9 protein-coding genes are annotated in these 13,287 nt (G+C 64.6%); 5 read left to right on the forward strand and 4 right to left on the reverse strand.

The annotated features are described in order from the left end of the window. Positions 1 to 46: 46 nt before the first annotated feature. Together IVB45_RS10240 and IVB45_RS10245 are read left to right on the forward strand one after the other, a co-directional pair. Entirely contained in the window at positions 47 to 1,066 is a 1,020-nt protein-coding gene (locus IVB45_RS10240; protein ID WP_247360082.1) for a trypsin-like peptidase domain-containing protein, read from the forward strand. 59 nt (positions 1,067 to 1,125) lie between these two features. Continuing rightward, positions 1,126 to 2,853 (forward strand): FAD-dependent oxidoreductase, encoded by a 1,728-nt coding sequence (locus tag IVB45_RS10245; RefSeq protein ID WP_247360081.1) that lies wholly within the window; start codon positions 1,126 to 1,128, stop codon positions 2,851 to 2,853. Between the two features lie 122 nt (positions 2,854 to 2,975). On the opposite strand, the gene IVB45_RS10250 is transcribed toward IVB45_RS10245, so the two are convergent. After that, entirely contained in the window at positions 2,976 to 6,452 is a 3,477-nt protein-coding gene (locus IVB45_RS10250; protein WP_247360080.1) for an indolepyruvate ferredoxin oxidoreductase family protein, read from the reverse strand. Between the two features lie 188 nt (positions 6,453 to 6,640). On the opposite strand from IVB45_RS10250, the gene IVB45_RS10255 reads away from it, so the two are divergent. From IVB45_RS10255 to IVB45_RS10265, 3 genes are all read left to right on the forward strand, one after another. After that, positions 6,641 to 7,609 carry a hypothetical protein gene (locus IVB45_RS10255; RefSeq protein ID WP_247360079.1) on the forward strand — a complete coding sequence of 323 codons (969 nt, stop codon included), beginning with the start codon at positions 6,641 to 6,643 and terminating at the stop codon, positions 7,607 to 7,609. 204 nt (positions 7,610 to 7,813) lie between these two features. Beyond that, positions 7,814 to 8,515 carry an isochorismatase family cysteine hydrolase gene (locus IVB45_RS10260; RefSeq protein WP_247360078.1) on the forward strand — a complete coding sequence of 234 codons (702 nt, stop codon included), beginning with the start codon at positions 7,814 to 7,816 and terminating at the stop codon, positions 8,513 to 8,515. A 10-nt stretch (positions 8,516 to 8,525) separates the two neighbouring features. Further along, positions 8,526 to 10,181, forward strand: a complete 1,656-nt coding sequence (locus IVB45_RS10265; protein ID WP_247360077.1) for a regulator — start codon at positions 8,526 to 8,528, stop codon at positions 10,179 to 10,181. On the opposite strand, the gene IVB45_RS10270 is transcribed toward IVB45_RS10265, so the two are convergent. From IVB45_RS10270 to IVB45_RS10280, 3 genes are read right to left on the reverse strand one after another with little or no spacing between them, the layout of a single operon-like run. Continuing rightward, a complete protein-coding gene (locus tag IVB45_RS10270; RefSeq protein ID WP_247360076.1) occupies positions 10,182 to 11,006 on the reverse strand; it encodes a carbohydrate ABC transporter permease in 825 nt (274 codons plus the stop codon). Continuing rightward, positions 11,003 to 11,941, reverse strand: coding sequence for a sugar ABC transporter permease (locus IVB45_RS10275; RefSeq protein WP_018457161.1), 939 nt, complete (start codon positions 11,939 to 11,941; stop codon positions 11,003 to 11,005). Before IVB45_RS10275 ends, IVB45_RS10270 begins: the two co-directional genes overlap by 4 nt. Continuing rightward, on the reverse strand, positions 11,938 to 13,260 hold the full coding sequence (locus tag IVB45_RS10280) for an extracellular solute-binding protein (RefSeq protein ID WP_026233315.1): 1,323 nt from the start codon (positions 13,258 to 13,260) through the stop codon (positions 11,938 to 11,940). The genes IVB45_RS10275 and IVB45_RS10280 overlap by 4 nt, the downstream gene beginning before the upstream one ends. Positions 13,261 to 13,287 lie beyond the last annotated feature (27 nt).

Raw genomic sequence — 13,287 nt, forward strand, 5'->3', positions numbered from 1 at the left:
CTCACGGAGCAGGCCACCATCTGTGTGAGCCTCAAGGACTCCTATCATGCTGGATTTCACCTCAGATACCGTCGATGACGCCGCGTCATCGCGAACGGAAACGGCTGTCCCGGTCGATGACCGGGCCTTGCTGGACGCCTATTCCAATGCCGTCATCGACGTGACCGACCGCGTCGGTCCGGCCGTCGTGCGCGTCGAGACCGGACCAAAGGTGCCGAACGGCCGCGAGCGCGGCGGGCTCGGCTCGGGCATCGTGATCTCGCCGGACGGACTCGTGCTCACCAATAGCCACGTGGTCGGCTCGTCGAAGGAGATCCGGCTGCGCGACGTCGAGGGCCATGTCGGCGACGCCCGGGTGCTCGGCGTCGATCCCGACACTGACCTTGCGCTGCTCCGCGCCAACGGCGTGCGGGACTTGCCCTATGCGGCGCTCGGCAACTCCAAGACCTTGCGGCGCGGTCAGCTCGTGGTCGCGATCGGCAACCCGCTCGGCTTTGAATCGACCGTTACCGCCGGAGTGGTCTCGGCGCTCGGGCGCTCGATCCGCTCGGTCAGTGGCCGCACCATAGAGGACGTGATCCAGACGGATGCTGCGCTCAACCCCGGCAATTCGGGCGGGCCGCTGGTGTCGTCGAATGCCGAGGTGATCGGCATCAACACCGCGATCATCAATGGCGCGCAAGGCATCTGCTTCGCGGTCGCCAGCAACACCGCGCAATTCGTGCTGTCGGAAATCATCCGCCACGGCTATGTCCGCCGCGCCTATATCGGCGTGGCCGGCCAGACCGCGCCGATCCCGCGGCGGCACGCGGTGCTGGCCGGCGTCGAGAACAAGATGGGCGCGCTGCTGGCGCAGATCGAGCCGGACGGGCCGGCGGCGAAGGCGGGCCTGTTGTCCGGCGATGTCGTGATCGGCCTCGACGGCGTCGAGATCAACGGCGTCGACGATCTGATCCGTGTGCTCGATCGCGACCGGATCGGCCGGCAGCTGGCGATGGACGTGCTGCGGCTCGGCCGCCTGCGGGCGATCGATATCGATCCGGTCGAGCGCAAGCCGGCCCGCTAGCGTGTGGGCGCCCAAGCGGGGTATGACGGTGTCATGCCTCGCTTCGGGAACCCCGCCGCATGATGCCGGCGCATGAGACCTACGATGTCATCGTCGTCGGCGCCGGCGCCGGTGGCATGACGGCTGCGGCCGTCGCCGCCGCCGAGGGCCTGCGCGTGCTCGTGATCGAGAAGACCGCTTTCGTCGGCGGCACGACCGCATGGTCCGACGGCATGATCTGGATTCCCGCCAATGCCAAAATGAAAGAGGCGGGGCTCTCCGATAGCGTCACGGACGCCGTGCGATATTTGTCGAACACGGTGCCGGAGCCCGCCAATGCGGGCCTCCGCGCCGCTTTCCTCGCGCGCGGACCGGAGGCAGTCGCCTATCTCCAAGCCAACACGCAAGTGCGGCTCCAGCCGGTCAAGGCCTGTCCGGACTATTATCCGGAGCGATTGGGCGCGACGCCGGGTGGGCGCGTGCTCGAGCCGGTCGTCTTCGACGGCACGCAGCTGGGCGCGCATTTCGCGCGGGTGCGCGCGCCGCTGCCGGAGTTCACGTTGTTCGGCGGGATGATGGTCAACCGCCTCGACATCCCGCATCTGCGGCGGGTCGGAAAATCGCTGCGCTCGGCTCTTCGCGCGGCGCGGCTGGTTTCGGAGTATGCGTGGCAGCGCCTGCGCAGCCCGCGCGGCACGACGCTGCATCTCGGAAATGCGCTCGCCGCGCGGCTGTATGCCTCGCTGCTGGCCCGGCAGGTCGAGATCCTCTTTAGTGCGGACGTCGAAGGCCTGTCGACGCAGGGCGAGCGCGTCGGCGGCGTAATTATCCGTCATGGGGCGCGCGATCGGCTGATTGCCGCGCGACGTGGTGTGGTGCTGGCGACCGGCGGCTTTTCACACGACGCGACCTTGCGCAAACGCTTCCTCCCACCCGCGGCCGGATTTATCTCGGCGGCCCACACGTCCGGTACGGGCGACGGGCTCCGCCTCGCGACCGCAACCGGCGCAGCGCTCAATACGGATGCGACGAGCCCGGCCTATTGGGTGCCGGCCTCGCTGTTTCGGCGCGCCGATGGCAGCCGCGGCGTTTTCCCGCACACAGTGAGCGACCGCGCCAAGCCCGGCGTGATCGCCGTCAATGCGGCCGGCCGGCGCTTCGTCAACGAGGCACTCTCCTACCACGAGTTCGTGCTCGCCATGCTGCGCGACGGCGACGGCGAACCGGACCGGCCGTTCTATCTGATCTGCGACCGTCCGTGCCTGTGGAGCTACGGCCTTGGCCGCATCAAGCCGTTCAGGCGCAGTGTCCGGCGCTATGTGGCGAGCGGGGAGTTGGTCGAGGCCGCTGATATCGCGCAGCTCGCCGCGAAGATCGGCATCAAGCCGTCGACACTCGCGGCGACCATCGCGAGCTACAACGAAGGCGCAAAGGAGGGCCGCGATCCCGAATTCGGACGCGGAAGCACGATCTATCAACGCCATCTTGGAGACGCAGCTCACAAGCCCAACCCGTGCGTCGCGCCCATCCTCTGTGCGCCGTACTTTGCGATGCGGATTTATCCGGCTGATCTCGGCACGGCGATTGGCCTGAAGGTGGATGCCCAGGCGCGCGTGTTGCGCGAGGACGGCACGCCGGTTGCCGGGCTCTATGCGTGCGGCAACGACATGGGCTCGATCATGAACGGCAATTGTCCCGGGCCGGGGCTCGCGTTGGGACCGGCACTGACATTCGGGTACATCGCAGGGCGCCATCTGGCGGAGGGGAGTGTGGCAGCGGCGCCGATCGCCGCTACGACGTCGGTCTAACTATCTCCACTGCAGTCATTGCGAGCGCAGCGAAGCAATCCAGACTGTCTCTGCGGAAAGATTCTGGATTGCTTCGTCGCAAGGGCTCCTCGCAATGACGGCGAGAGGGTTCGGGCCTACCGCTACTCCGCAGCCGCCGCAAAGCGGCTGTTCTCCAGTTCCGCTTCCAGCCGCGCCTTCTCCGCCGCCGCCAGTTTGATATTGGCTTCCTTGACATGCCCGAAGCCGCGGATGGTCTCCGGCAGCCGCGCGAGCCTCGCCAGCAGCGGGATCTGCTCCGCTTTCAGCCCGGCGATCCGCTGATCGATCATGTCGAGATAATCCGCGACCAGCTTCCGCTCAGTCCGGCGCTCCTCGGTTCGGCCGAACGGATCGAACGCGCCGCCGCGCAGGAACTTCAGCCTGGCGAGGACGCGGAAGGCGTGGATCATCCAGCCGCCGAATTCCTTCTTCTGGAGATGTCCGGTGGTCTTGTCGCGCTGCGCGAAGATCGGCGGGGCCAGATAGAACTTCAGCTTGAAGTCGCCGTCGAATTTCTCCGAGACCTTCTTGGAGAAGCTGCCATCGGTGTAGAGCCGCGCGACCTCGTACTCGTCCTTGTAGGACATCAGCTTGAACAGGTTTTTCGCGACAGCCTCGGTCAGCTCCGTGGACGCTGGCGAGGCAGCCGCTTCCGCCTTGCGCGCCTTGGCGACAGCGGCGAGATAGCGGTCCGCGTAGGCCCTGTCCTGATAGCCGGTCAAAAACTCCGCGCGCGTCGCGATGATGTCGTCGAGCGACTTCGTCGGCGCGGAGGCCCGGCTCCTGAATTGCAGCACGCTACGCACCCGCGACATGTCGTGGGCGGCGAGTCGTCCCCAGCTGAAGGCGAGCTTGTTCATTTCGATCGCGGCCCCGTTGATCTCGATGGCGCGCAAGAGCGCCTCCAACGACAACGGGATCGCGCCCTTCTGGAAGGCGAAGCCGAGCATGAACGGGTTGGTCGCGATCGAATCGCCCATCAGCGCCGAGGCAATGCCGGTGGCGTCGATGATGTCGAGGTTCTTGTCGCCGACAGCGTCCCGCAGCACCGTCTGCATCGTGCCCGCCTCGAAATCGAGGTCGGGGTTTTGCACGAAGCTCGCGGTCGGCTGCAGGTCAGCGTTGACATAGGCCTTGGTCACGCCGCGTTCGGCGCGGCTGAGCGCGGAGGGACCTGCCGAGACGATCATGTCGCAGCCGAGGATGACGTCGGCGCCGCCTGTGGTGATGCGGACCGCGGAGATGTCTTCCGGCTTCGCGGCGATGCGCACATGGCTCATCACGGCGCCGTTCTTCTGCGACAGGCCGGTGAAATCCAGAGCCGAGCAGCCGCGGCCGTCGACATGGGCGGCCATGCCGAGCAGCGCGCCGATGGTGATGACACCGGTGCCGCCGATGCCGGTCACGAGGATGTTGTAGGGGGCGTCGAGCTCACGCGCGGGGGGCAGCGGCAGGTCGGCGAACAACTGGCCCGAGTCTACCGCCGAGGTCTTGATCCGCTTGAGCGTGCCGCCATGCACGGTGACGAAACTCGGGCAAAAACCCTCCACGCAGGAGAAGTCCTTGTTGCAGTTCGACTGGTCGATCTGCCGCTTGCGGCCGAACTCGGTCTCGAGCGGCTGCACCGAGACGCAGTTCGAGGCTTGCGAGCAATCGCCGCAGCCTTCGCAGACGAGCTCGTTGATGAAGGCGCGCTTGGCGGGATCCGGATACAGCCCGCGCTTGCGGCGGCGGCGCTTTTCCGCGGCGCAGGTCTGATCGTAGACGATGACCGTAAGGCCCTTGATGTCGCGCAGCTCGCGCTGCACGGCGTCGAGCTCGCGGCGGTGATGGACGGTCGCGCCTTGCGGGAAGTAATTGCCGTCAGGGTATTTGGTGGGATCGTCCGAGACGATCGCGAGGCGCTTGACGCCCTCGGCCCAGACCTGATGCGCGATCTGGGCGACGTTGAAGGCGCCCTCGGCCGGCTGACCGCCGGTCATCGCGACGGCGTCGTTGTAGAGGATCTTGTAGGTGATGCTGATGCCGGCGGCCGACGCGGCGCGGAGGGCAAGCAGTCCGGAATGGGTGTAGGTGCCGTCGCCGAGGTTCTGGAAGATGTGCTTCTCGGTGGTGAAGGGCGCTTGTCCGATCCAGTTCACGCCCTCGGCGCCCATATGCGAGATCAAATCGGTGCGGCGGGTCGGCATGCTCAAAGCCATGCCGTGGCAACCGATGCCGGCCATGGCGCGGCTGCCCTCGGGCACGCGCGTCGAGGTGTTGTGCGGGCAGCCCGAGCAGAAGAACGGCGTGCGCGCGAGCTTGATTTGCGCGGAGGCCGGAACAGGAGTGTCGAAGGCCTCGAGCCGGGCGAGGCGCTGCTCCAGCACCGGGCTGTGGTGGCCGAGCTTGCGCAGCCGGGCCACCAGCGCGGATGCAACGAGAGTCGGCGTCAGCTCGCCCTCGCTTGGCAATAGCGGCGCGCCGCGCTCGTCGCGTTTTCCCGTCACGGTCGGGCGCCTGGACGCATCGATATTGTAGAGGATGCGCATCAGCTGGTCTTCGATGAAGCCGCGCTTCTCCTCGACGACCAGCACGTCCTGAAGTCCTTCGGCGAAGCGCTTGGCCCCGCTTTCCTCAAGTGGCCAGGTCAGTGCGACCTTGTAGATGCGCAAGCCCAAATCCTGCGCGTCCTTGTCGGTAATGCCCAGATCGGCCAGCGCCTGCCGCAGATCGAGATAAGCCTTGCCAGTCGCGACGATGCCGAGCCGTGCCGGTCTGGAGTCGAGCACGATGCGGTCGAGCTGGTTGGCGCGGGCAAAGGCCTGCACCGCCGCCATCTTGGGGCCGAACAGGCGCTTCTCGGCGTCCAGCGGCGGGTCGGGCCAGCGGATGTTGAGGCCGCCGGGCGGCATCTCGAAATCGTCAGGGAGCTTGATCTGGATGCGTTCGGGGTCACTATAGATCGAGGCCGAGCTTTCCACCGTTTCGCTGATCGCCTTGAAGCCGACCCAGCAGCCGGAGAAGCGCGACAGCGCAAAACCGTAGAGGCCGAGGTCGAGATAATCCTGCAGTGTCGCCGGGTTGATCACGGGGATCAGCGCCGCTGCAAATACCTGTTCGCTCTGGTGCGCCAGTGTCGAGGATTGGCAGCCGTGGTCGTCGCCGGCAAGCGCGAGCACGCCGCCATTGAGCGAGGTACCGGCGGCATTCGCATGCTTGAGCGCATCCACCGAGCGATCGACGCCGGGGCCCTTGCCGTACCAGATTCCGAACACGCCATCGACCTTGGCGCCGGGAAACAGGCCGACCTGCTGGCTGCCCCAGACGGCGGTCGCCGCGAGGTCCTCGTTCAGGCCGGGGACGAAGGCGATGTCGTGCTGCTGGAGATGTTCCTTCGCGCGCCACAGCGCGTGGTCGTACATGCCGAGCGGGGAACCGCGATAGCCCGAGATGAAGCCGCCGGTGTTGAGCCCCTGCAGCCGGTCGCGTTCGCGCTGCAACATGGGCAGCCGGACCAGCGCCTGCGTGCCGGACAGGAAGATCCGCTTCGATTCGAGCCGGTATTTGTCGTCCAGCTCGACCTGCATCAGCGTCATTTCAGGAGTCCTCGTCTCTTGTTCGGCTTTTATTCGACTTGGTATTCGACTTGGGGTTTGCGCTGCGGGAGGGAGGAGCGGCTGCGCGACGCGAATTGTGACAGTCAAAGGGATGCGCAGACGAAGTCAATATCGCTGGCCGCATCCGTGGCGCTCCTGCTAGTCATGGCTTGCTTGCGGAGGACATCATGACGGCACAAGCGTTCGATACCGAGATCACGGAGACCGACGGAGCCCTGATCGGGCCGTGGCGTCAGCCGCGTCAGATGCTGCAAGCCCAAACCTACGACGCGCACGCCTCGATCCACGACGACGCCACCGCGCAGAAGCTCGGCTTCAAGGGCGGCACCATCGAGGGTCCGACCCATTTCAGCCAGTTCGCACCGCTGGGTGCGCGTTTGTGGGGACAGGCCTGGTTCGAGAGCGGCTGTCTCTCCGCGCATTACCGCAGCGTCTGTTACGAAGGCGAGGAGGTGCAGGCGATCCTGTCGAAGCCGTTGCCCGGCACCAGCCAGTGCCAGATCCAGATGGTCAAGCGCGACGGCACGGAGGTGCTGCGCGGCACGGCCTCGGTCGGAGAACCGCACGCCGCGACCGCGCTGGAGGCGCGTCTTGGCGAACTCAAGCCGCTCACTGATCCCGTGATCCTGCGCGACGTGAAGGTCGCGCAGACGAGCCGGCGCCAGGCGGTGCGGATGGCGTTCGATCAGATCATGGGCGACCTCTATCCGTTCTCGCTGCGGCAGAAGCTCGCGGTGATCACCGAGACCTCGCCGTATTATTCAGGCGTCGGCAATCCTTCTTCGAATCCGTGGGGCAGGGCGATCATCCCGATGGAGATGCTGAGCGTGCTGTTCCAGTACCGCTCCAAGGACGATCCTCTCCCGGCCAAGGGACCGGCCGTCGGTCTGTTCGCCGACCAGGAGATCAGGCTGGTGAAGGGCCCGCTGTTTGTTGACGAGGAGTACGAAGTCGAGCGCGAGGTTGTCGCGCTCTCCGGCAGCCGCCGCACCGAGAGCGCCTGGGTGAAGACGCGCGTGTTCGACAAGACAAACATTGTGGTCGCGACCATGCTGCTGAACATGGCCACGCTGAAGGATTCCTACGCACCGTATGAGGAAGAATATCGACGGCTGTACGGAGATACTGCCCGCTAAAAACGAGCTTCGTTGTCGCTCATCCTCTAGGCAAATGCACGTCGCAAAGTCGTCGCACAGCGAATAAGCAGACGCGAGGCAGCCTGATAACGTTCTGACAGTGCAGCAAATTTTCCCGCGCTGTCCGCCCGATCGTCATTGTACACAATGGCACGGCGCTTGCAGAACTCCTGGCACAGAGAGTTCTCGCGAGGGGCGGGCGTCATGTTGAACTCAAGCAAGCCGACATTGGGCGCGATCAGCGCCGAACCCGGGCCGATCGCACTCGACTTGTCGGCCACCGCGCTCCTCATCATCGACATGCAGCGCGACTTCATGGAGCCCGGCGGCTTCGGCGAGACGCTCGGCAACGACGTCAGCCAGCTCGCGCGCGTGGTGAAGCCGATCGGTGCGGTGCTGAAGGCCGCGCGGGATACCGGCATGCTGGTGATCCACACGCGCGAGGGCCATCTGCCCGATCTCTCCGACGCGCCGCCGGCGAAAGTCGAGCGCGGCGCGCCATCCCTTCGCATCGGCGATCCCGGTCCCATGGGCCGCATTCTCATTCGCGGCGAGGCGGGCCACGACATCATCCCGGAGCTCTATCCGCTCGACAGCGAGATCGTGATCGACAAGCCCGGCAAGGGCGCGTTCTACGCCACCGAGCTCACCGACGTGCTGGAGAAATACGGCATCGAAAATCTGCTGGTGTGTGGCGTCACCACCGAAGTGTGCGTCAACACCACCGTGCGCGAGGCCAACGACCGCGGCTATCGCTGCGTCGTCATCTCGGACGGCTGCGCGTCCTACTTTCCTGAGTTTCACGAGATGGGCCTGAAGATGATCAAGGCCCAGGGCGGCATCTTCGGCTGGGTCGCAAGCTCAGCCGCGGTTCTGGAGGCGATGAAGATTTCCACATCAGCGTAGGGGCATCACCATGAGCACAGGCACGACAGGGACGGCCGGCACCTCCGAGTTCAAGCCGGCACTATGGACACCGGGCGACTGGAACGCGTTTTTCGGCTTCGGCACCAACATCCTCGTCAACATGCTGGTGCTCACAGGCCTGTTACGCTTCGTTTTGAAGATGCCCGACTCACTGGTGTTCGGCCGCATCCTGCCCGCACTCGGCTTGATGATGTGTCTTTCCACCTTCTACTACGCATTTCTCGCTTATCGCCTTGCGCAGAAGACCGGCCGCACCGACGTCTGCGCGCTGCCATCGGGCGTCAGCGTGCCGCACATGTTCATCGTCACCTTCGTGATCATGCTGCCGATCACGATCAAGACCGGTGATCCGCTCAAGGGTTGGTCGGCGGGCCTGGTCTGGGTGTTCTTCCAGAGTTTTATCCTAATGATCGGTGGCTTCATTGCGCCTTTCATTCGAAAGATCACGCCGCGTGCGGCGCTGCTCGGCACGCTCGCCGGCGTATCCGTCACCTTCATCTCGATGCGACCGGCACTCGAAATGTACATGACGCCGCAGATCGGCCTGGTCTGCTTCGCCATCATCCTGGTGAGCTGGTTCGGCGGCGTGAAATATTGGCGCGGCATTCCCGCCGGTCTCGTTGCGATCGCGGTGGGCATGGTCATCGCATGGGGGTCGAATCTGTTCGGCCTCGGTCTCGGTGGACTGAGTGTCAAGGGCGTCGGTGATGCCTTCGCTAATTTCGGCTTCTCGGTGCCGATCCCGGCGGTGGGCTACGTCTTCTCCGGCTTCGAATTCCTCGGAATCATCCTGGTTACGGCCATTCCGTTCGGCATCTATGATCTCGTCGAAGCCATGGACAATGTCGAGAGCGCGGAAGCCGCCGGCGACGAATATCCGACCACGCGCGTGCTCACCGCCGACGGAATCGTCAGCCTGATCGGCTGCCTGATGGGAAATCCCTTCATCAATGCCGTCTATATCGGCCATCCCGGCTGGAAGGCGATGGGCGGCCGGATCGGCTATTCGGCCGCGACCGGCGTCATGGTGGTGGTGCTGGCCTGGTTCGGCATCATCTCGGTGCTGCTGGCGCTGGTGCCGGTCGTCGCGATCTCGCCGATCCTGCTCTATATCGGCATGCTGATCGGCGCGCAGGCGTTCCAGACCACGCCGGTCAAGCACGCGCCCGCCATCGTGCTGGCACTGACGCCGCATCTGGCTGCGTGGGCCAAGCTCCAGATCGACACCATGTTGGGCTCGACCATGAACGCGGCTGCGACGGTCGGCGGAATGGCCGCCGACAAGGCCGACGCGGTCAAGGCGGCCGCGATCGCCGCCTTGCCGCAGCAGGGCGTGTTCTATCACGGGCTCGAGATCATGGGCGGCGGCTCCATCCTCGGCGGCCTGATCCTGGGTGCGATCGGTGTCTTCATCATCGAGCGCGACTTCGAGAAAGCCTCGGCGTTTGCGCTAGTTGGTGCGGTTCTGACCTACTTCGGCTTCATGCACGGCGAAGCCGTCGGCATCGGCGGCGGCTTTGGCGTCACGCCCGCGGTCGCGTTCGCCTATGCCGTGATGGCCGCCGGTCTATTCGCGGCCAGCAGGCTCGGCGCGAGCGAGCCCTACATGCCGCATGCGGACATGCACGCGGCACCGGCGGAGTAGCTACCCGCCTTTGACGGCACCCGCGGTGAGCCCGGCGACGATCTGTCGCTGGGCGAACACCGTCAGCAGCAGCACCGGGAGGGTGACGATCAGCGCGGCGGCCGCGAGCGGCCCCCAGCTCAACTGGTCGAACGAGATCATGTTGTAGACGGCAACCGGCAGGGTGCGGGTCTCGCGTCCGGCCAGCACGATGCCGAACACAAAATTATTCCAGGAGAAGATCACGGCCAGGATGAAGGCGACCGCGATGCCGGGCTTGGCGATCGGCAGCGCGACATGGTGGAAGACCTGCCAGCGCGTGGCGCCGTCGATCAGGGCTGCTTCTTCCAGCTCCATCGGCGTCGTTTCGAAATAGCCGATCATGATCCAGATCACGATCGGCACCGTGACCACGAGGTGGATGATGATCTGTGGCACCAGCGTGCCGAGCAGTCCCAGCCACTGGAACATGAGAAACAACGGGATCAGATAGGACAGGCCCGGCGTGATGCGGGCGATCAGGATCACGATCGCGGATTTGTGCGCAGCCATCCGCGCAATCCCGTAACCGGCGGGAACGCCGACGAGCAGCGCAAGCAGCGTCGCACTGCCGGTGACGATCAGGCTGTTGATGAAATAGGTCAGAAAGCGGTTGGAGGCGAGCACGTCGGCATAGTTTTTCCAGGCGACATGCTCGGGAAAGAACACCGGCGGGTAGGCGGCGTTGTCGATCTCGAATTTGAGCGACAGCGACAGCATCCAGAGAAAGAACAGGATCGCCGGCGACACGATAAGGAACACCGAGAACCACAGGCCGATCTTGCCGATGATTTGCCTTGGACTCATGTGCCGCTCGCGATCTCGGTCCACAGCATGCGTTGGCGAGCATAAAGCATCACCGCCGCGAGCAGAACGATCAGCAGGAAGAACACGACCGCGATCGCCGAGCCGTAGCCGAGGTCGTAATAGGAGAAGGCGACGCTGTAGAGATAGATGTTGATCGTCTCCGACGCCGATCCCGGTCCGCCCTGGGTGATTGCGAAAATGATGTCGAAGCTCTTCACGGCGTCGATCATGCGGATCATGCCGGCGATGAACAGGAATGGCATGATCAGCGGCAGGGTGATGAAGCGGAACACCTGCCAGATGCTCGCGCCATCGATCTGTGCACTTTCATAAGGCTCTGTCGGGATCGCGGCCAGGCCGCCGAGCACGATCAGCATGACCAGCGGCGTCCATTGCCAGGTCTCGACCAGCACCAGCGAGGGAATGACGGTCGCGGGATGGAATACCCAGAGCTGCGCTGGGATTCCGACCAGTGACAGCAGATAGTTCAGCACGCCGAGCTGCGGGTGGAACATCATGGTCCAGACCAGCGCGATCGCCACCGGCGTCGCCATCATCGGCATGATGAAGACGCCGCGCAGAAAGCCGCGGCCGGGGAATTTCTGGTGAAACACCACGGCCGCGAACGTGCCGAGCACGAGCGGCAGCAGCACGGAGAGTGCGGTGTAGACCAGCGTATGTCCGATGGCCTCAATGAAGCGGGGATCGCTCGTCAGCCGCAGATAGTTGGACAATCCCACGAAGGTGGTCGACGAGCCAACCTTCCACTCGTTCAGGCTCATCCAGATCGTGAAGACCCACGGGAAGATGATGATCGCGATCACGACGACCAGCGCCGGGACCACGAACGGCCAGTAGGACGGCGGCCGCAACTCCTTCTCCGGCGCGGCATCAGACTGTGCCGCGCCCGGAGTCGATTGTGTCAACGCACTCACGCCTTCTCGCTACGCTCCAGGATCGGCCGGTACTGATCGTTGGCCTTCTTCAGCTCGGCGGCAGGATCGGCGCCGGACAAGGTCGCAGTGACCGCGGCGCCGACGATGTCGCGGAATTCGGCGACCGGAATCACGACGGGCAGGCCGAGCTTGCTGATCTTGCCGGAATCGATCACCGATTGCAGCCATTCCTTGGTCTTGACGCCCTTCTGGACCTCGGGATCGCCGAGGATCGAATTGCGGAACGGCACGCCGCCGCCGGCCTGCAGCAGCCGCGCGCCCTGGGTTTTCGAGACCACCCATTGGCAGAGCAGATAGGCGGCTTCCTTGTTCTTGCTTGCAGCGGCAACGCCGATGCCGTCGCCATAGGTCGAGGAATATTGGCCCTTGGGGCCGGCGGGCACGACGGTGTAGCCGACCTTGCCGACAACGCGCGAGGCGGCCGGGTCTTCCAACGGCGGCGCCCAGCCGACGCCGTCGATCCACATCGCGGATCGGCCTTGCGTGAACGAGGCCATCGACTCCATCCAGTTGAAGCCGGCGACGCCTGGAGGTGCCGACTTTGTCAGGAGCGTCTGATACAGCTTGGTCGCGGCAATGGCTTCCGGACCATCGGTCAGGATGTTGCCCTTGGCGTCGAGGAATTCCCCGCCATAATTGAGGAAGAAGTTGCTCCACATCGCCATGTTGGCGTTGCGCAAGCCGCGCCCGACAAAGCCGTAGATGCCTTCCTTGGTATCGGTGAGCTTCTCGGCCGCCGCGGCCATCTCGTCGAGGGTCTTGGGAACGGCGACGCCCTTCTTCTCGAACAGCTCCTTGTTGTAATAGAGGATGAAATAATCCACCGACCACGGCAGTGACAGCATCTGGCCCTTGTCGTTCCTGGCATATTGCAGGCCCGCGGCCGAGAAGTCGCTCTCGACGAGATCGGGCGCGGTCAGCGCCGGGTCCTTCATGAAGGGCGTCAAGTCGGCGAGCCAGCCGGCCTTCTCGAACTGCCGCTTCTGCACGTGATAGCTGAGATGGACGACGTCGAAGCTCGGACGGCCCGAGGTGAACTCGATCACCACCTTCTGGCGCTGCTGCTGCTCGGGAATCTGCTCCGCTTCGACCTGGATGCCGGTGAGCTCGGTGAACTCCTTGACGTATTTTTGCAGGTTGTCGCCGCGGGGCCCCTTGGCGAGGATCACCTCGAGCTTGGTCCCTGCGTATTTCTTCCAGTTCACCTCGGCGCGCGCCGGCAATCCCGTCAGGCTGAGCGCGCCAGCTGCGGCAGTGCCGGTCAAGAGCGTACGACGCGAGATTTTGTGGTTGACCACTTGAGGTCCCTCCCTATGACTCAATTT

The sequence above is a fragment of the Bradyrhizobium sp. 4 genome, from assembly GCF_023100905.1.
In the GTDB taxonomy this organism is placed as follows: Bacteria; Pseudomonadota; Alphaproteobacteria; order Rhizobiales; family Xanthobacteraceae; genus Bradyrhizobium.